The organism is Anaeromicrobium sediminis (assembly GCF_002270055.1).
GTDB lineage: Bacteria > Bacillota > Clostridia > Peptostreptococcales > Thermotaleaceae > Anaeromicrobium > Anaeromicrobium sediminis.
The window spans coordinates 1-18,849 of the sequence record NZ_NIBG01000034.1; the positions used below are offsets into that span (position 1 = coordinate 1).

The window sequence follows — 18,849 nt, forward strand, 5'->3', positions numbered from 1 at the left end:
ATACACTCATCATAACTAAATCTAGCTTAAATACTTGACTTCCATATACAATCAAATATCCAATACCAGCTTGAGATACTATAAACTCACCTACTATAACACCAACCCAAGAAAGACCTACATTAATCTTTAAGGCATTAATGATAGCAGGCACACTAGATGGAATAACTACCTTTTGTAATACTTGAAGCTTATTAGCACCAAAGGTTTGAAGCATCCTTATCTTATCATTAGATACTTCTTTAAATCCTCCGTATACTCCTAATATGGTAACGATGATAGAAACTATCATTGCTGTGACTATAATACCAGATATACCAGCACCAGCCCATATGATAATAATAGGAGCAAGGGCTGTTTTAGGTAGAGCATTTAGTACTACTAAATAGGGATCTAATACCTTAGATAAAAAGTCAGACCACCAAAGAACTATGGCTACTAGGGTTCCAAGTAAAGTACCAAGAGTAAACCCAACCACCACTTCTGTAGTACTTACTACTACATGTTTAAATAAGGCTCCAGACTTAAACATTTTAATAAATAATGTATATATTTGAGATGGATAGCTAGTTAAGAACGTATCTATTAAATTAAACTTAGCGGCCAACTCCCATAGGGCAAGCATACATATTAGTATTAAAACTTGAGTAATCCTAATGAGTTTTTTTCTCTTGTTAACCTTTTTTAGAAATTCCATATGTTCTTTACTATACATGTATATCCAGCTCCTTCCATATGGTTTGGAAGTAATCTTTAAATTCTGGAGCTTCCCTAGAACTTAGAGGTGTACGTTCAGAGTCTAGGGTGAATTTTATCTCATGTATACTTTTTACGCGGGCAGGTCTATTACTTAGAACTATTACTCTATCTGCCATGGATATAGCTTCTGATATGTCGTGTGTAATCATTAGGGCTGTCTTTTTCTCCTTTTTTAGTATGTTATAAATATCATCAGCAACTATCAATCTAGTCTGATAATCAAGGGCAGAGAATGGCTCATCAAGTAGAAGTAATTTAGGTTCTATGGCCAATGTTCTAATTAAGGCAACTCTCTGTCTCATACCACCAGATAATTGATTTGGATAGTGATTTTTAAAATCCTTTAATCCATAAGTATTTAAAAGCTTTTCTACCATTTTCTTTGAATGTGAAGTCAATTTCTTTTGTACTTCAAGTCCAATAAGCACATTATCTAATATATTCCTCCACTCAAAGAGAAGATCATTTTGAAACATATAACCTACATCTTTACGAGTATCTGTCACTTCCATACCTTCTATGGTAACTTTACCAGAAGAAGGTTTAAGTAAACCAGATATGATAGACAACAAGGTGGACTTTCCGCAGCCACTAGGCCCTACTATGGTTATGATCTCTCCTTCAGATACATGAAAGGATAGATCTGATAAGGCCTTAGTCTCGCCACCTAATGTATGATAGCTCAGGTGCAAGTTATTCACTTGTACTATTCTTTTTTGAGGCACGATCAACCCTCCTTAAATAACTATAATTTATATTATTCAAAGAAGGGAGTTTTGCTACTGATGAAGTTAATAGTTTACTAGGGAAGAAGGTGTATTCATGGAATTTTGTTAAGTGAGAATATATAGGAGGTACACTTCATGGGAATGTGTAAATAAAGTATATGCTAGATGATAGTGGGCATAAGTCAGTCACAAGTATCAGTGTATTTTAGGAGAAAATTTTAAAAATGGATTAATTACATCCCAGTTATTTGTCTAACTGCTTAATACAGAAGGATACTTACTTCCCCCCATTAGCCCCCTTTTAAACTTTGTTATTTATAACTCATATATTCGCACCTATTTGGATTTGTTTTATTAAATAGGAGCCTTTATTTCTATTTCCTTTCCAATATTTTTGCAATCAATATTTATAAATATACTTGCATCAAACTTTTTTCCATTGTGATCATATACTTCGTTAAACTTAAATATCTGTTTAACAATTTCATCCTCATTACTTAAATAAATTTCTAAGACTCCACTTGCATCATCTGCGTAATTTTCGTTCAAAATCTGACCAGCAAAATTGTAGCTCTGTCTAGGGACTAAATGAATAAATTGTTTTCTATCTAAATGAACAACATATTTAATAGCGGATAATCCATTTAAAAACACCTTGTCTTCCTTTAGAATGGAATAGGTATTTAGGTCATTATATAGATTAGATTCTATAACTCTGTCTGAAGAATCATCAGAGAGACCAGTTGGATTGTATCTATATTTTTTCCACGTATTGTTCCGAGAGTCTCTAACATAATATCTATTACCAGTATGAATATATTCTGTGCTGTCTTCTTCATATCCGTAGTGAGATCCAGATATGATAATATGTTCTTTTACATGATAATTCCATATATTGCTTAATGTTTTATATTTGTGTTTTATAAATGCGTTTGTGTCTACATCTATTCCATGTATAGCTAAATTCATATTTGAATATAGCTCTCCTTTGTATCCATTTCTTATGACTTTCTTCAATGTGTAATATAGATCAGGGTGATTTGGTGCATTTTCATCTTGAATATGTGCAATTTTATTTTCATTATCCCAGCTAAAGTCTAGTTGAAAAATTTTAGTAATCTGCTCTAGTGGTACAAAAATTACCCCATTTACTTCTTTAGGTGCAATAGTGAGCTGTATCTTTTTATCTTCATAAGGTTGTCTATCTTTCTCATACCTGGAAAAAGGATTGCTAAATGCATCTACATAAGCTGTTTTATTTCCCATCTGCAAGTGTATTCCTTTTTGATTATATATATCTGTATGTGCCCTAAACCATTCTTGTGTCTTATACGCTTTATAATAATGTGAACTAGTCTGCCCAAATAAATATTTATCAAAAAAGGTATGAGGAACTAATATTATACCATCTTCAATAATAGCTGTTCCGTCAAATTGAGCTTTGTTTCCATTGAAATATATCTTGATTTCATCTTTTTTTTCTCCATCCGCTTTAAATAAATTTATTATATTTTCTTTATTATTTATAAAGCTATCTAAAACTACAGCTGCTTGTTCTTTCGTTGCATCTCCTTTAGGACCAAATACGTTGTGATCTGTTCCACTCATAATTCCTGATGCTAGAGTAATCTCTACGTTCTTTTTTGCCCAGTCGGATATTTTGTCGTTGTCCTCAAGTGTATTGATGTAATTGATCTCATTTTTTTCTTTATTGATACCCAAAGCATTAACAAAAATACTGGCCATTTGTTCACGAGTACATTTTTCTTTAGGAGCGAATCTTCCCAAACCCATGCCTGATATAATTCCCTTATCATATGCAGTTTCAACATATTTGTATGCCCAGTGGTCCTTTGGTACATCGTTAAAGGTTGGCTGTTCAGGAATATTTGAAGTATCTAAATTTAGGCCTTTTACTATTATGGTTACTATTTGGGCACGTGAAAGTGTTTCTTTAGGGTTAAAATTTCCTTTCTTGTCTCCTGTAATAATCTTTTTGTTAAAAAGATTTGTAATAGAATCTTTAGCATAATTAGAGGCCTTATCTAAGTCTTTTAAAATAGATGCTTCAACATTTAGAAAATAGGAAGACATGCTTATTGCTGATACTAATATTGCGATCAGGCAACATAGTTGCATTGCTCTATGATTAAAATGTAGTTTTTTCATTTTATGCACCTACTCCATCTAGATTTTTTTACTTTTAAGTCCACTTTGATTATATTCATATGTTCCTATAGTTTCATCATTTTTATTCACCTGTATGAATTTACCTTCTCCATGGTAAATATATTTCCATCTTATATTTAGGCTGTGTTAAAGTATAGTGTTGTTATCAGACAATAAGTATGTAGGTTATATTAGAAATATTGATGATTTCTCAAATTTAAAATAATTTCTATGTTATATATTCCACAATTTGGTACAATGTGTTATAGGATAGAAGTTTATAAGAAAGGAAATTGTTATGAAAAAAAGCGTACAAGAAAAAGATAAAGAGCAAGAAAGGGAGATTATTAGAAAATTTCAGAAAGCTCAAATTATTAATATTATAATTACAATGGTATCTTTATTTATGCTTCCTTTAATAGCTATCGGAGGGTTATTAGCAGAACAGAGAGAATTAGCAATAGAAAAACCATTGCAGTATTTATGTATTTCTTTGATAGGAGTTATGTTTTTATCTAATGTCTTTTTAAGAAAATGCCATAATTGTGGCGTAAAACTAAAATAATATTTTTTATCTCAAAACGTAAATACGCGTATTATTCAGATGAGAAAATCCTTCGATTTAAAAATGGTGTTATGGAAGAACACGATCTGACTTATGAAGTAATTAAAAAATATGCACCAGAAGTAAGTCAATCATTTACTAATTTTCTCAACATGATTATTAATGTTGAGATAAATTCTAACAACAAAGAAAAAATATATATTTTGCTATAATATACCTTATCTTTCTTAATAATAATCAACCTCACCCAATATAGGGTGAGGTATTGTGTTTTATTTTACTGTGATCATTAAGTTACGAATGATATTGATTAAATCATCATATCCTGCAAGGAATTGTAGCAGTGTTTTGGATGTAGCGCCAAAGGTATCAAATTCTTCTACCTTCATACCATCTGGATTATATGCTTTTCTAAAGTCCTCAATTTTATTTGATAATTCTTCAATAATCTTTGGATCTACAGGATGATCTATTCGATCAACAACTGTAACATCAGAACCATTGAATCGTTTTTGCCATTTATATGGGATTGTTTCTATCATATCTCCACCAATAAATTCTGACCACTGTAGATGATTTCGATAAGCTGCTGCAAGAAGTTTTGTCTTATATCCACGCTCATTAAATATTTTATAAGCATTTTTCATAACTGCAACCCCTGCCCACTCTAAGCACTTAGGGTCAATAATAATGTCATCTCTGTCTACTACAATCTTTAACCAATCATCAATTCTTCCTACCATGATTGTACACACTGGATGCATATTGGATATATCCTTGCCTTCTTTTACACGTCTAGCAAGTCCTCTTTCTACTGCTTCAGCTACTGCAATTGCCTGTGGTACTGTAAAGCTAACAGTTGCATTTATATTCACGCCTTGATAAGTTGCTTCTTCAATTGCTTCTACACCAGCTTTTGTTGTCGGCATTTTAACCATCATATTTGGTGCTAATTGATTGAATCTTACAGCTTGTTCTACCATAAGTTCTGCATCTCTATAATATTTTGTATTGGTCTGTATTGAAATTCTTCCTTTTTCCCCATTTGTTTGTTCAAAAATAGGTTGAAGCAATTTTGCTCCTGCTCCTGCCATTTCTTCATTGATCTTCCAAGCAATATCATCTTCCGTTGCTTTTGGCATCTGTTGAATAAGCTCAAGAATTCTATCCTTGTAAAGATGCATTTCTTTCTTTAATACATTCCCTACAATCACAGGATTGGTCGTAGCCCCTACTGCACCATTTTCAATAGCATACTCTAATTCCCAAATAGAACATGAATCATTCCAATAGTCTGTAACACTTGTACTAGCCATTTCATGTAATGGACTTTTGTAGTTAGTCATTCTTTTACCCCCCTAGATATTTTTTAGCATATGAACAATGCTTTTGATTTGTTAGAAGCTTTATGTACGTTGAAAACGTATACATCTATTTTAACATAGATAAATTTTAAAATGGATGTTTTTGAATACAAAATTCTGACAATGGTAAAGCGAGTGAAATTTTCACTCGCCCTTTATGATATTCATCTTCCATAAATACAAAACAATAGATCATTATGCAAATTACAAAACACTACACGCCTAGTTATTGATTAATCCAAGTTTTTTGAATTTATATTGAACTGATAGCCTTGATATATCAAGTTCTTGAACAGTTCTTTCCTGATGTGCACCATGTTTTTCTAAAGCTTTTTTTATCACCTTAATTTCCTGCATTTCTAAAGCAATAAGTTCATTGATGTTGTTAAAATGCTCATGACTCTTTACCTTCTGGATAATCTTTAAAGGTAAATCTTCTTCATATAGTGTAGTATCATTGGCTATAACAGGCTTTCTTAGATTTCGAAGCTTTAATGCAATCACACCTACTGAGCCTAGGTCACTATGTAAAATAACTTGTTTAGTGGGTTTCTGACTAGCATAGACATTTTTAACTGCCATAATAGCTAATTCTGTATCCATTGTTTTTGAGAATGAGTATCCTATAATTTTATAGTGTTCGAATTTGCGTGTCTACGTTATTATACTAACACCATAAGGCTTGTATGATTGGAATTTATATTATATAATTTGATTAAATCAAGAAAGGGAAGGATAGAACTATGAAGATGAATAAACTTAATAAATGTTTAGGTCTATTTATAAGTGTGTATATCATCCTATTTGTAGTTTTTTCTATAGGTTTTCTTTTGGCGTATGCAGATCATGATTGTCAGGATTATCATTCAGATCATGGATGTGAGATTTGTTTGAATATTGAGAGTATAATGAATTTTGGTAAGAAACTAGTTCTTAGCAATGCATGCACTGGCAGTTTTGTGATATTACTTGTTGTAAGCGGATTTATCACGTTACCAGCTTTGGAAAAAATCATTATGACTACACCTGTAATCCTAAAAGTGAGAATGAATAATTAAAATATACTTCTAACAAGGGGTAAGTGTATATTTTTATATGCTTCTTAATACCCTTGTATTTTTGTGCCCAAAAACAAGAATAAAAATACTATGGAGGTTATTTTATTATGAAAAAACTATTATGTACTATTACTATAATTGCTTATTTGTTATTCTCGCTAACTGGTTGTGCAGGAAAAACAATGTCTGAAACTGATTCAAATTCTGAGGCAAAATTGAATATTATTGCTACTTCATTTCCTCAATATGATTTCGTAAGAAAAATTGTTGGAGATAAAGCAAATGTAACATTACTACTATCGCCAGGGTTAGAAACACATTCCTTTGAACCATCTCCAAAAGATAGAATTGATATTGCTAAATGTGATGTATTTATATATACAGGCGGTGAAGTATGGATAGATGAAATCCTTGAGTCTATTGATACAGATGATATTGAGTTAATAAGTCTTATGGAAATTGTAAATCTTTTAGAAGAAGAAATTGTTGATGGGATGGTCCATGATCATGATCATGAAGACCATGAAGATCATGAAGATCATGAAGATCATGAAGACCATGAAGATCATGAAGACCATGAAGACCATGAAGATCATGAAGACCATGAAGACCATGAAGACCATGAAGATCATGAGGACCATAAAGATCATGAGGACCATAAAGAACATGAAGAGCATGAAGAGCATGAAGAGCATGAAGAGCATGAAGAACATGAAGACCATGAAGAACATGAAGAACATGAAGAACATGAAGATCACGAAGATCACGAAGATCATCATGATGAGTATGTAGAATATGATGAACATGTATGGACTTCACCTAAAAATGCCATTAAAATTGTTGAGTATATTTCAGAGAGAATGATTGCGTTAGATAAAGATAATGAAGACTATTTTGAAACAAATACTAAAAAGTATGTAGAAGAACTTGAAGAATTAGATCAATTATTTAGAGTGGTTACTAAAGATGCAAAAAATAATACTGTATTAGTAGCGGATAGATTCCCATTTAGATATATGATGAATGAATACGGACTTGACTATTATGCTGCTTTTACTGGTTGTTCTACTCAGACAGATGCAAGTCCTGCAACCTTAGCATTTTTAATAGATAAAGTGAGAGATGAAAGTATTCCAGTTGTATTCTATACAGAACAATCTAATCAAAAGATGGCGGATGCTATATGTGAAAGTACAGATAGTAAAAAGATGTTATTGCATTCATGCCATAATATAACTCAAGAGGAAATTGATAAAGGAGTAACCTATATTTCTCTAATGACTAAAAATGCAGAGAGTTTAAAGGAGGCATTGCAGTAGTATGACATTTATTGAATGCTCAGATCTATCATTTTCGTATGAGAATAAAACTGTATTGTCTAAAGTGAATTTCTCTGTAGAAAAGGCAGACTATATATGCATTTTAGGTGAAAATGGATCTGGTAAAAGTACTTTAGTTAAAGGTCTTTTGAATCTTAAACGACCTTCTAACGGTAAGATTGTTTTTAGCAAAGGAATAAAAAGTAACGAAATTGGCTATTTGTCACAACAAAAGAGTATGTTAAAAGATTTTCCTGCTAGTGTTTTTGAAGTTGTTTTAAGTGGAAGGCTGAGCAGTATGGGAATCAGGCCATTTTATACAAAGAAGGATAAAGCTATAGCTAATAAAAATATTGAAAAATTAGGCATTAGTCATCTTAAGAAAAAATCGTTTGTAGAATTATCAGGAGGTCAACAACAGCGAGTATTACTTGCAAGAGGTTTGTGTGGAACAGAAAAACTCTTAATACTTGATGAACCTGTAACTGGGCTGGATCCATTAGTGACTTTAGAGCTATATGATTTAATAAAAATGATTAATGAAACTGAAAAAATGACGATTATTATGGTTACACATGATGCTAGAGAAGCAATAAAACATGCTAGTCATATTCTTCACTTGGCTAATAAACAATTGTTTTTTGGTACTACTGAGGAATATAAAAAGACAAGGATGGCTGAAGAGTTTTTAGGAGGTGGCAAAGTTGATTGATATGTTAATTGAGATGTTCTCGTATACTTTTTTAGTGAGAGCATTTATAGTTGGACTATTGGTATCACTTTGTGCCTCATTACTTGGAGTTACTTTAGTCGTTAAAAGGTACTCTATGATTGGAGATGCACTATCTCGGGTAGGTTTTAGCTCACTTGCCATTGCAGTAGCTTTGAATTTAGCTCCTCTAACATTAAGCATACCGATTGTAGTATTATCAGCTGTTTTACTACTTAGATTAAGTGAAAACAGTAAAATCAAAGGAGATTCTGCAGTAGCATTGATATCAACAAGTTCTCTTGCAATTGGTGTAATTATACTTTCTCAAACGACAGGTATGAATACAGATGTTTGTAACTTTATGTTTGGAAGTATTTTAGTTATGAGTAGCAGTGATGTAGTATTGAGTATTGTCTTGTCGCTTGTAGTGCTAATCTTATTTGTTTTATTCTACAATAAGATATTCGGAGTAACATTTGATGAAAACTATGCAAAAGCAACAGGTACAAATACTGAAGCGTATAATATGATAGTAGCAATACTTACAGCTATTACCATTGTACTGGGTATGCGCATGATGGGAGCCATGTTAATATCAAGTTTAGTGATATTCCCAGCTTTAACGTCCATGAGAGTATTCAAAAATTTTAGAAGTGTAATTATAAGTTCAGCGTTAATATCAGTTATATGTTTTATAATAGGAATGATGGCATCATATCAGTTTGCCACACCTACTGGAGCCAGCATTGTAGTAGTTAATATTATTATGTTTGTCATATTCACTTTAATTAACATTTTTAGAGGAGGGATGGCAAGATGAAAAAGGTTCTTATATTGATTATCGTTAGTATATTAGTATTTGTAGGCTGCAACAATGACAGTGGATTGAATGATTTAGTTGATAATACTGATAAAGAGACAAATATTAGTGCTGATAGTGTAGTTGAAATTAAAGAGAAGATGTTCCTTGCACAAGTAAATGATATATATCTAAATGCAGATGAATATATAGGGAAAACTATTCAATATGAAGGTTATCTATTTATTTATGATTCAGAAGACTTAACTCAACCAAAGTACTTTGTTATTCGTAATGGCCCAGGCTGTTGTGGAAATGATGGTACTATTGGATTTGAAGTTACTTGGGAAGGTCAATTTCCAGAAGCAAATGAATGGCTAGAAGTTAGAGGTGTATTGGAGAGTTATGAGGAGAATGGTAACAATTATTTGAGAATAGTTCTAGAATCATTAGAAGTATTAGAAGTTAGAGGTAAAGAGACTATTTATCAATGATTAGCCAAATTGGTACGAATTGTCCATATGGTAGTACTGTTCCAGAGGTATAATTAAATGAAAGAATGTCACTGCTAAATGATAGTATAAAGTATCAGGTAACAATATAGGTACGAAAGGAGCATATTCTGATATAAGATTGACTTGGTCTCAAAAATAATTAAAAAACCGCACCTATTTTGAAGTGACCCCCTAATGGTGTACAGTTTGTGGATAGTTTAATTTGTTGAAAAATACTAAAGTAGATTTAAATAAATTCAAGGGAAATATATAATTATATGCCCTTGGATTTTTTTATGTAATAAAATTGTCTGCTTGTATGTATACATAGCTGCTGATATGTCATGTGTAATCATTATGGCTGCCTTTTTTTCCTTTTTTAGTATGTTATAAATATCATCTGCTACTATCAATCTAGTCTGATAATCAAGGGCAGAGAAGGGCTCATCAAGTAGAAGTGATTTAGGTTCTATGGCTAGTGTTCTAATTAAGGCAACTCTTTGTCTCATACCACCAGATAATTGATTGGGATAGTGATTTTTAAAATCCTTTAATCCATAAGTACTTAAAAGCTTTTCAACCATTTCTTTTGAATGTGAAGTCAATTTCTTCTGTACTTCAAGTCCAATAAGCACATTATCTAATATATTCCTCCACTCAAATAGAAGGTCATTTTGGAACATATAACCTACATCTTTACGAGTATCTGTCACTTCTATACCTTCTATGGTAACTTTACCAGAAGAAGGCTTGAGTAAACCAGATATGATAGACAACAAGGTGGACTTTCCGCAGCCGCTAGGGCCTACTATGGTTATGATCTCTCCTTTAGATACATGAAAGGATAGATCTGATAAGGCCTTAGTCTCGCCATCTAATGTATGGTAGCTAAGATGCAAGTTATTCACTTGTACTATTCTTTTTTTGAGGCGCAATCAACCCTCCTTAAATAACTATAACTTATATTATTCAAAGAAGGGAGTTTTACTACTGATGAAGTTAATAGTTTGCTAGGGAACATAAGTCAGTCATTTGAGCATAAATAAATCCCCTATTAGGATTCAGATTTTGTTATATAATCTGAATCCTAATAGGGGATTTTAATTACTGGTGTAGAGAATACAATTTAAAGCAACTTAATCAGTGCTTCTAAATCTTCAGATAAAGCTTTTGCAAGCTCAAAATCCGTATCTTTTAGAGCCAATTCTATTTTCGTTTCAATTGATTTTTTCTTTTGTTCAATTTCTAAATAGTCTCTATCAAAATGGTTAGCATAAATCTTCCTTCTAAATTTTTTCATACTCATTTTTCTAATGGTCTTATCTTCAATGATTAGAACATAATCCATACAATTGGCTATAGAATAGTAATCATGAGAAATCATTAGAATCGCGCCTTTATAGTCTTCTATGGCTTTTTCAAGGGCTATTTGTGAATATGTATCTAAATGGCTTGTGGGTTCATCAAGAAGCAACATGTTTGCTTTACTAGCAGAAACTTTAGCTAATTGAAGTACATTTTTTTCTCCGCCAGATAAGGATCCTATTTTTTGATCAATTATTTCTCCGTAAAAGCCATAATTTGAAATATATGATATAATCTCTCCATTGGTTTTAAAACCTGCATCGAAGAACTCTTCAAGTATTGTATTAGACTCATTTAGTGTTTCGCCTTGATGCTGAGATAAATAGGCCATTTTAATATCAGGATTAATTTCAATTGAATCACTATTATTTTTAAAAATGTCTCTCAATAAAGTGGTTTTTCCAGTACCATTTGAACCGATAAGAGCTACTTTATCAGTAGATTTAATCTCGAAATTAACATTTTCTAAAAGTATCTCATCATAGGCAACACTGTAATCATTAACTTTTAAAGCGATGATTTCTTCAATCTCATTATCAGTATCGAAACTGATATTCGGCTGCTTAATATCTACAAAAGGCTCTTTAATACGTCTTGCTTCTAATCTTTCTTGAATTTTGACTCTAGCCCTTAGAGACCTTCCTTTAGAAGCTTCAGGATTATGAGTTGCAATATATCTTAGTTTATTGATTAACATAGCGTTTCTCTCAATTTCTTCACTATCGGCTATAGCCAGTTCTTGTAACTCAATTTTAGTTTGAAGTAATGAAAATTTATAATCAATATATCTTCCATCAAACTCTTGAAGTTCCGTGTTTTCAAGGTGCAGAATTTTGTTAAAACAATGATTCAATAGATATCTGTTGTGGGTTATGATTAATAGTGTTCCCTTATGTGAATTAATTAGGTTTTTAAGAGAATTAAGGTTTTCAAAGTCTAAGAATACATCTGGTTCATCCATAATCATTAAGTCTGGACTATTGAGCATTTCCTTAATCACTTGTATAAGTTTGAATTCTCCACCACTAAGTTCAGATACCATTAGATCCTTATGCTTAGTTAGGTTTGCAAGATTGAGTTTTTTATTTATGATGCTTTCGAAATCATCCCCACCAATTGAATTAAATGCGTCTAAAGCTTCCTGGTATTTTTCTAGTAAAGTATCAATATCCGAAGATGTTTCCATTTCAGTACAAATAGATGTTATTTTATTTTGTAATTTAATAAATTCTTTTCCTATATATTCGTAAACTGTAGTATCTTTTATTTCCTCTAATTGTGAGAACTGACTTACATACCCAATTCTACAATTAGGGTCCATCTCTAACTTACCATCGAACATATATCTTTCTGGATCCATAATTATATCTATTAATGTACTTTTTCCACTGCCGCTTGTTCCTATAAAAGCGCAATGTTGACCATCTTCTAATAAAAATGAAATATTATTATATAGATCTTTTTGCGGGAACGAGTAGGACAAGTTATCAACTTTTATCATATTATTACCTCTCTTTATCACTTAAAAAGAGCCTATAAAAATAAGCTCTTTATTATATAATATTGCCAATCGAAATTTTGCAATTCAATATTATGTAGCGATGATATTATTTTTGGTTTTCAGTTGATAGCATAACACTTTTTTTAACTAATTTCAATCATTTAGCATAGAATTCTTAAGAAATTAAGATTTGAAAAATAACTAAATTTAAATAAATAAGTTCAAAGAATCTAATATGGATTTAGCACTTCTAAAATAAGGTATAATTAAAAGTAAAAGGATGATATTATATATATAGTACATAAAAGGACTAATATGGAGGGACCGTATGAAAAAAATTATAAAACTATGTACATTAGCTTTTCATTATGAAACCTATATAGGTTTCATATGTAAAAATAGAATAATAAAGGAAAAGGATGAATGATAATGATAAATTTTAACATGAAGAGATTGATAAAATCAGTATGCATTTTGTTTGTAATGGCAATATTCATGACAGGATGCGCCAGTGAAAAAATAAGTGAAGCACCAAAGGAAGGTGTTAATATTGAACACCCAAAAGTACAGATAGAAATGGAAGATGGTAGTAAGATGGTGTTAGAACTGTATCCAGAGTATGCACCTACTACAGTTGAGAATTTCATAAGTCTTTCTAAATCAGGATTTTATGATGGACTTAAATTTCATAGAATCATAAAAGATTTCATGATTCAGGGAGGAGACCCTAAAGGAAATGGAACTGGGGGATCTAAGAATACTATCAATGGTGAGTTTGCTGAAAATGGTTTTAAGAAGAATGAGCTTAAGCATACAAAAGGTATAATTTCCATGGCTCGCAGTAATGATCCAAATTCAGCGAGCAGTCAGTTTTTTATAATGGATGGAGATGGAAGTTTTCTTGATGGGAAATATGCAGCATTTGGAAAACTCATAGACGGAGAAGATACATTAGATAAAATAGCTGATACGCCTGTAACAACTAATCCTTATTCACGAGAGGTATCTGTACCTAAAGTAGATGTAGTAATAAAAAAAATAGTAGTATTGGATGATAATAATTAATGATCTAGGTCTATACATATAAAATAGCTAATAACTAACAACGTAAAAAATCAAGTATGATTTATTCCCATGAAGTCATACTTGATTTTTTATGATTATATATTATCTACTGTAGGTGGTTTTACTAGGAAAGTCAAAATAGCACCTATTATAGCAAGTACAGCAGCTATCATAAATGTAGGTTTTAAGCCACCTGCATTTGCAACGATTATTGGACCAACTAATGCAGCTGCTCCATATGCTTGATAAACAACTCCGTAGTTTGCACCTAAATTTTTAATACCAAAAAATTCTCCTGTTATTGTTGGGAATACTGCTAAGAATCCTCCAAAGTAGAATGCAATACCAACTAAGCAAGCAAAGTAACATACTTTAAAGCAACTAAACTCATTGTAATCATTGATATAGCAGTTATTATAAACATCATTGTCACGACTCTTATCCTACCTAATTTATCTGAAAGTGTATCCCATATAAGTCTTCCACCAGTATTAAATAGTGAAATCATAGCAACTGCATTTGCCGCTACCTTCAAAAATACTTTAGTAAGTGAGCTCCTATTTTTCCACATCCAATTGCTCGTAACTTAGACATAATTCAGGTCTCCTTTTAAATTAATTACACTTCATTAAATAATTTTATTCAATGGTAAAAATGAGTAATTTTTTCAATGGTCAAGTGACGGCAGGTTAATGCTGTCAACTTAATATAATTTTAATGATATATAAAGATAGCACAAAACATCAAAATGAGTGTATTGGTATATGTAATAATTTATTGTGTGTTAATTAATAAACAAAATTGTTGATAAGAATTAAGCCACTAAGTAAGATTGTAAACGAATGCAAGTAATATTAGATGAGGAGGAGAAAAATGAAAGAAGACAAAAATCTACACGACTATGAATTTACTAATGACCAGTATTCACAATTGGATGAAATAATAGACAAATATGGAAAAAGTCAAAAAAATCTAATTCCAATGCTAGAAAAAATTCAACAAATTCTTGGATTTATACCTATATCTATACAGGAAAGAATAGCTCAAAAAACAGGTATTTCTGAAAATGATATTTATGGTGTAGTTTCATTTTATTCATATTTTACAATGAAACCTAGAGCTAGACATAGAATTCAGTTGTGCTTAGGTACAGCTTGTTATGTTAAAGGTGGAAAAGAAATTGCTGAAACTATTGAAAGTATGTTGAATATTAAGCAAGGGGAGAGTACACCAGATGGAAGATTTACGTATGAAGAAGCAAGATGTTTTGGAACATGCGGTTTAGCACCTGTTATGTCCATAGATGGAAACGTTTATGGGAAAGTAAAAGTTGAAGATTTAGAGGAAATATTAAGTCAGTATAAATAAGAGAGGTGATTGATGTGTTAATTAAAGAATGGGCTGATTTAGAAAATATAAAGGACAAATTAATAGTTAAACAAAAGTTAAATAAAGATGGTAAAAGAGCAAGAATTACAGTGCATATGAGTACTTGTGGGATAGCTTCTGGAGCCAATGATGTCATTAATACTTTTAGACATCTATTAAAAGAATCAAAAGAAAAAAATATAGAAATTAAAACAACAGGATGTATTGGTATATGTTCTAAAGAACCACTCATTACAGTAGAAATTACTGATCAAGAGCCTATCATATATGAACATGTTAATGAGGAAAAAGCTAGGCAGATATTTCATGCGCATGTGAAAAATGGGGATATTTTAAGTGAATATGCTTTTGTAAGAGGTAAAGAAAGTGAAATAGAAGAAAGGCTCAAAAATGGAGGAGAAATTTTAGGACAACAAGTTGTAGATAATTCTATTAAAGCAATTGAAGAGGTACCATTTTTCAACCTTCAGGAGAGAATAGTAGTAAGAAATAGAGGTGCTGTAGATCCATATAAAATAGATGATTATGTTGCAAGAGATGGATATAAAGCTGTCTATAAGGCGTTGAAAGAGATGGATAGTGATAACATTATTGATACTATATTAGAATCTGGACTAAGAGGAAGAGGGGGAGCTGGATTCCCTACTGGCCTGAAATGGAAATTTGCATCAAAATCACAAACAGCAGATAAATATGTTATTTGTAATGCTGATGAAGGGGACCCAGGTGCATACATGGATAGAAGTGTACTTGAAGGAGATCCACATTCTGTTATAGAGGGAATGATAATAGCTGCGAGAGCTATAAATGCTCAAAAGGGATTTATTTACTGTAGAGCAGAATATCCATTAGCTGTAGAAATACTAACAAAAGCATTATCACAAGCTAGAGCATATGGATTGTTAGGAAATAATATATTGGGAACTAATTTTAGCTTTGATATTGAAGTTTATGAAGGAGCTGGAGCATTTGTTTGTGGGGAAGAAACCGCATTAATACACTCAATAGAGGGTAAAAGAGGAAATCCGAGATTAAAATTACCTTATCCAGTAGAAAAAGGGGTATTTAATAAACCTACACTTATAAGTAATGTAGAAACACTTGCTAATATTGCTCCAATCGTATTGAATGGAAGTGAGTGGTTTGCAAAAATTGGAACGGAAAAGAGTAAAGGTACAAAGGTCTTTTCTATTACAGGAGATATAGTGAATGTTGGATGTGTTGAAGTACCTATTGGAACATCAATAAGGACTGTCATAGAGGATATTGCTGGTATTGTAGAGGGTGATAAAAATATAAAAGCTGTACAGCTTGGAGGCCCTTCTGGTGGATGTCTTCCTGTTAAGTATTTTGATACTATTTTAGACTATGAAACACTTCAACAGCTGGGTACTATTATGGGATCTGGTGGAATGATTGTTATGAATGAAGATAAATCAGTAGTGGATCTGGCACGTTTCTTTATGCAATTTTGTGAAAGTGAATCTTGTGGAAAATGTATACCATGTAGAGAAGGAACTAGACAAATGGTAAATATTTTAAATAAGATTTGCGAGGGTAACGGAAAAAAAGAAGATATAGATAAGCTTGAAGATTTGGCAAATGTGGTGATTCAGTCATCTCTGTGTGGGCTAGGTAAAACTGCATCTAATCCAGTTTTAAGTACTTTAAATTACTTTAGAAATGACTATGAAGCCCTTGTTAAATAGATTAATTAATCCCAAAGGAAGTGATAAGTATGATATTTACAAATTCTTTAAAATATGGAGATGTAGTAAGTAAATTAGATAAAGAAAAAGACACGATTACTATAGTTGGATGTAACGGATGTGTTCGTGCTTCTGGAGCTGGAGGTCCAGAAAAGATGAAAGAACTTGCATTAAAATTAAGAAGTGATGGATGTAATGTGGTAGATGGTTATATGTTACCAGTTACATGTGTTGAATCCTACATTTATAAGGCAAAACTATCTCCTAATGTGAATACAGTTATAGCATTAACTTGTTCTGCTGGTTTTTTTAACATAAAGAAGAATTTTTCACATGTTAAAGTTGTAGAATCTGTGGAGGATATTGGACTTTTGGTTGCAGATGCAAATACAGGAATCATAAAAGTAGTAATGCCTTATGAAAAACATAAGGACAAACTAGGGGAAGAGTACATTATGGGTTCAGATGGAAAAGATAAAGTGGTAGAAAAACAAATACCTATGGAATTGGAGGTATAGCAAATGATAGTATCAGTACGTGAACTAAGTTATGAAGACCTAAAAAATAAGCTAGATCCAAATGATAAAATATTACTATGGAGTTGCAATGCTTGTATAGCTCTTTGTGAAGTAGGAGGGACAGATAATTTAAACCTTCTAGAAGAAATGCTTACTGCAGATGGATATGAAGTAATAGGAAAGGAACTTATAAGTATAGGATGTATATATTCTTTGGTACAAGACCGTATAAACAATCCAAATAAAAAAGACTTATTTAATGAAGCAACAACTATAATTTCATTAACTTGTGAAGATGGAGCTGAAATACCAAAATGTCTTTTAAAAGAAAAGAAAGTTATATGTGTAGCGAAAACAGTAGGGGTTGGAAACTTTACTGAGGATAAGGGTATGATATTAACGTCACCTTTTGAGTGGACGGGTTTTGAAGCAAATGAAGAAGGATATGGTATTTCAGAAATATCAGAAAAGTTGGACTTATATCCATCGTTTTTTGATGAAAGTAAAGCGCCTATTAATTCTAATGAAGATTTGATTCAAGTTACTATTAATGGTAAGGAATGTAGTGTGAAAAAGGGTACAACTATTATGCAAGCTGCTGAAGATAACGGATTTAAAATCCCTCGTTTATGTGCTAATCCTGATTTGACTGCGGATGCTAATTGTAGGCTATGTTTGGTCAAAGTTGAAGGACAAAAAGAGTTACTTCCTGCATGTGCAGCAAATGTAACAAATAATATGAAGGTTATTACTCAAGATAAAGAATTAAATCATATCCGAAAAACTATACTTGAGTTGTTACTGGCAACAAATGAGCATAATTGCTTAACTTGTTTTAAAGGGAATGCAACTGTTTCAGGGGCATGTGAATTACAAGGTTTAATACGTGAATTTGGAATTCAAAACACAAGATTTGAGCAAAACAAAGAAAAAGTGCCTGTTGATAGCACAAGTCCTATACTTAATTATGATCCAAATAAATGTATTTTGTGTGGAAGATGTGTACGTGCCTGCAGAGAAATTGCTGGAAAAGATAATATCGGTTTTGCAAATAGAGGGGCTCAAACATTTGTGGCTGTAGGTGCAAATAAGAAATTTAATCAGAGTGCGTGTGTTGAATGTGAAGCGTGTATTGGCGTATGTCCTACAGGGGCTATTACAGAAAAAATTACACATTACTCAGGAGAAGAATGGGAAGGAATGTTGGTTTACCAATCTTAATAGGTTAATTTCTATATTTATAGTTTTTTCACAGTGTTTTAAATTGAATCCCTATTACTATGCACAAATAAAAAGCTCAGTAATAGGGATTTAGAATTTTAAGTAAAAAAATTA

The 18,849-nt window shown here is 31.8% G+C and carries 20 protein-coding genes and 1 pseudogene; 12 read left to right on the forward strand and 9 right to left on the reverse strand.

The window, feature by feature from the left end; translation table 11 throughout:
• The 3 genes from CCE28_RS20695 to CCE28_RS20705 all read right to left on the reverse strand — a co-directional run.
• Positions 1–715 (reverse strand): ABC transporter permease (locus CCE28_RS20695; RefSeq protein ID WP_095135963.1); only part of this gene is annotated, 715 nt, incomplete at its 3' end.
• Positions 708–1,484, reverse strand: coding sequence for an ABC transporter ATP-binding protein (locus tag CCE28_RS20700; protein WP_095135965.1), 777 nt, complete (start codon positions 1,482–1,484; stop codon positions 708–710). The genes CCE28_RS20695 and CCE28_RS20700, both read right to left, overlap by 8 nt.
• 357 nt (positions 1,485–1,841) lie before the next feature.
• Positions 1,842–3,656: an S-layer homology domain-containing protein gene (locus CCE28_RS20705; protein WP_095135967.1), complete on the reverse strand. Its 1,815-nt coding sequence runs from the start codon at positions 3,654–3,656 to the stop codon at positions 1,842–1,844.
• Between the two features lie 298 nt (positions 3,657–3,954).
• On the opposite strand from CCE28_RS20705, the gene CCE28_RS20710 reads away from it, so the two are divergent.
• Positions 3,955–4,221, forward strand: a complete 267-nt coding sequence (locus tag CCE28_RS20710) for a hypothetical protein (RefSeq protein WP_095135969.1) — start codon at positions 3,955–3,957, stop codon at positions 4,219–4,221.
• 272 nt (positions 4,222–4,493) lie between these two features.
• On the opposite strand, the gene CCE28_RS20720 is transcribed toward CCE28_RS20710, so the two are convergent.
• The 3 genes and pseudogenes from CCE28_RS20720 to CCE28_RS22625 all read right to left on the reverse strand — a co-directional run.
• Positions 4,494–5,567: a transaldolase family protein gene (locus CCE28_RS20720; protein WP_095135973.1), complete on the reverse strand. Its 1,074-nt coding sequence runs from the start codon at positions 5,565–5,567 to the stop codon at positions 4,494–4,496.
• A gap of 240 nt (positions 5,568–5,807) precedes the next feature.
• On the reverse strand, positions 5,808–5,942 hold the full coding sequence (locus tag CCE28_RS23075) for a helix-turn-helix domain-containing protein (RefSeq protein ID WP_278277634.1): 135 nt from the start codon (positions 5,940–5,942) through the stop codon (positions 5,808–5,810).
• A gap of 156 nt (positions 5,943–6,098) precedes the next feature.
• A pseudogene (locus CCE28_RS22625) lies at positions 6,099–6,218 on the reverse strand (IS3-like element ISCb3 family transposase); the annotation flags it as partial.
• Positions 6,219–6,415: 197 nt separating this feature from the next.
• Between CCE28_RS22625 and CCE28_RS20730 the strand changes: the two are divergent.
• From CCE28_RS20730 to CCE28_RS20750, 5 genes are all read left to right on the forward strand, one after another.
• A complete protein-coding gene (locus CCE28_RS20730) occupies positions 6,416–6,643 on the forward strand; it encodes a hypothetical protein (RefSeq protein ID WP_141228401.1) in 228 nt (75 codons plus the stop codon).
• 107 nt (positions 6,644–6,750) lie between these two features.
• The gene (locus CCE28_RS20735) at positions 6,751–7,962 is read left to right on the forward strand and encodes a metal ABC transporter substrate-binding protein (protein WP_095135979.1); all 1,212 of its coding nucleotides are present in this window, start codon (positions 6,751–6,753) and stop codon (positions 7,960–7,962) included.
• A 1-nt stretch (position 7,963) separates the two neighbouring features.
• Entirely contained in the window at positions 7,964–8,674 is a 711-nt protein-coding gene (locus CCE28_RS20740) for a metal ABC transporter ATP-binding protein (protein ID WP_095135981.1), read from the forward strand.
• 1 nt (position 8,675) lies between these two features.
• On the forward strand, positions 8,676–9,494 hold the full coding sequence (locus tag CCE28_RS20745; RefSeq protein WP_330396893.1) for a metal ABC transporter permease: 819 nt from the start codon (positions 8,676–8,678) through the stop codon (positions 9,492–9,494).
• Positions 9,491–9,967 carry a TIGR03943 family putative permease subunit gene (locus tag CCE28_RS20750; RefSeq protein WP_095135985.1) on the forward strand — a complete coding sequence of 159 codons (477 nt, stop codon included), beginning with the start codon at positions 9,491–9,493 and terminating at the stop codon, positions 9,965–9,967. Before CCE28_RS20745 ends, CCE28_RS20750 begins: the two co-directional genes overlap by 4 nt.
• Before the next feature lie 257 nt (positions 9,968–10,224).
• On the opposite strand, the gene CCE28_RS20755 is transcribed toward CCE28_RS20750, so the two are convergent.
• The gene (locus CCE28_RS20755) at positions 10,225–10,902 is read right to left on the reverse strand and encodes an ABC transporter ATP-binding protein (protein WP_095135987.1); all 678 of its coding nucleotides are present in this window, start codon (positions 10,900–10,902) and stop codon (positions 10,225–10,227) included.
• A 191-nt stretch (positions 10,903–11,093) separates the two neighbouring features.
• The gene (locus CCE28_RS20760; RefSeq protein ID WP_330396892.1) at positions 11,094–12,815 is read right to left on the reverse strand and encodes an ABC-F family ATP-binding cassette domain-containing protein; all 1,722 of its coding nucleotides are present in this window, start codon (positions 12,813–12,815) and stop codon (positions 11,094–11,096) included.
• A gap of 513 nt (positions 12,816–13,328) precedes the next feature.
• Between CCE28_RS20760 and CCE28_RS20765 the strand changes: the two genes are divergently transcribed.
• Positions 13,329–13,898 (forward strand): peptidylprolyl isomerase, encoded by a 570-nt coding sequence (locus CCE28_RS20765; protein WP_242973050.1) that lies wholly within the window; start codon positions 13,329–13,331, stop codon positions 13,896–13,898.
• A gap of 69 nt (positions 13,899–13,967) precedes the next feature.
• Positions 13,968–14,144: a hypothetical protein gene (locus tag CCE28_RS22400; RefSeq protein ID WP_176461954.1), complete on the forward strand. Its 177-nt coding sequence runs from the start codon at positions 13,968–13,970 to the stop codon at positions 14,142–14,144.
• Between the two features lie 103 nt (positions 14,145–14,247).
• Here the strand turns inward: CCE28_RS22400 and CCE28_RS20770 are convergent, their stop codons facing one another.
• A complete protein-coding gene (locus tag CCE28_RS20770; RefSeq protein ID WP_141228402.1) occupies positions 14,248–14,433 on the reverse strand; it encodes an OFA family MFS transporter in 186 nt (61 codons plus the stop codon).
• 338 nt (positions 14,434–14,771) lie between these two features.
• Between CCE28_RS20770 and CCE28_RS20775 the strand changes: the two genes are divergently transcribed.
• From CCE28_RS20775 to CCE28_RS20790, 4 genes are read left to right on the forward strand one after another with little or no spacing between them, the layout of a single operon-like run.
• Positions 14,772–15,266 carry an NADH-quinone oxidoreductase subunit NuoE family protein gene (locus tag CCE28_RS20775; protein ID WP_095135995.1) on the forward strand — a complete coding sequence of 165 codons (495 nt, stop codon included), beginning with the start codon at positions 14,772–14,774 and terminating at the stop codon, positions 15,264–15,266.
• A 14-nt stretch (positions 15,267–15,280) separates the two neighbouring features.
• A complete protein-coding gene (nuoF, locus tag CCE28_RS20780) occupies positions 15,281–16,996 on the forward strand; it encodes an NADH-quinone oxidoreductase subunit NuoF (RefSeq protein ID WP_207652944.1) in 1,716 nt (571 codons plus the stop codon).
• Between the two features lie 29 nt (positions 16,997–17,025).
• On the forward strand, positions 17,026–17,514 hold the full coding sequence (locus CCE28_RS20785) for a hypothetical protein (protein WP_095135997.1): 489 nt from the start codon (positions 17,026–17,028) through the stop codon (positions 17,512–17,514).
• Between the two features lie 3 nt (positions 17,515–17,517).
• Entirely contained in the window at positions 17,518–18,735 is a 1,218-nt protein-coding gene (locus CCE28_RS20790; protein ID WP_095135999.1) for a 2Fe-2S iron-sulfur cluster-binding protein, read from the forward strand.
• The last annotated feature ends 114 nt before the right edge of the window (positions 18,736–18,849 follow it).

What these genes read in the sequence shown, in the direction of transcription:
- CCE28_RS20745 (WP_330396893.1), top strand. Translation starts at nt 8,676, where the DNA reads ATGTTAATTGAGATGTTCTCGTATACTTTTTTAGTGAGAGCATTTATA.
- CCE28_RS20790 (WP_095135999.1), top strand. Translation starts at nt 17,518, where the DNA reads ATGATAGTATCAGTACGTGAACTAAGTTATGAAGACCTAAAAAATAAG.
- CCE28_RS20750 (WP_095135985.1), top strand. Translation starts at nt 9,491, where the DNA reads ATGAAAAAGGTTCTTATATTGATTATCGTTAGTATATTAGTATTTGTA.
- CCE28_RS22400 (WP_176461954.1), top strand. Translation starts at nt 13,968, where the DNA reads ATGAAGTCATACTTGATTTTTTATGATTATATATTATCTACTGTAGGT.
- CCE28_RS20735 (WP_095135979.1), top strand. Translation starts at nt 6,751, where the DNA reads ATGAAAAAACTATTATGTACTATTACTATAATTGCTTATTTGTTATTC.
- CCE28_RS20705 (WP_095135967.1), bottom strand. Translation starts at nt 3,656, where the DNA reads ATGAAAAAACTACATTTTAATCATAGAGCAATGCAACTATGTTGCCTG.
- CCE28_RS20775 (WP_095135995.1), top strand. Translation starts at nt 14,772, where the DNA reads ATGAAAGAAGACAAAAATCTACACGACTATGAATTTACTAATGACCAG.
- CCE28_RS23075 (WP_278277634.1), bottom strand. Translation starts at nt 5,942, where the DNA reads ATGCAGGAAATTAAGGTGATAAAAAAAGCTTTAGAAAAACATGGTGCA.
- CCE28_RS20740 (WP_095135981.1), top strand. Translation starts at nt 7,964, where the DNA reads ATGACATTTATTGAATGCTCAGATCTATCATTTTCGTATGAGAATAAA.
- CCE28_RS20710 (WP_095135969.1), top strand. Translation starts at nt 3,955, where the DNA reads ATGAAAAAAAGCGTACAAGAAAAAGATAAAGAGCAAGAAAGGGAGATT.
- CCE28_RS20720 (WP_095135973.1), bottom strand. Translation starts at nt 5,567, where the DNA reads ATGACTAACTACAAAAGTCCATTACATGAAATGGCTAGTACAAGTGTT.
- CCE28_RS20765 (WP_242973050.1), top strand. Translation starts at nt 13,329, where the DNA reads ATGACAGGATGCGCCAGTGAAAAAATAAGTGAAGCACCAAAGGAAGGT.
- CCE28_RS20785 (WP_095135997.1), top strand. Translation starts at nt 17,026, where the DNA reads ATGATATTTACAAATTCTTTAAAATATGGAGATGTAGTAAGTAAATTA.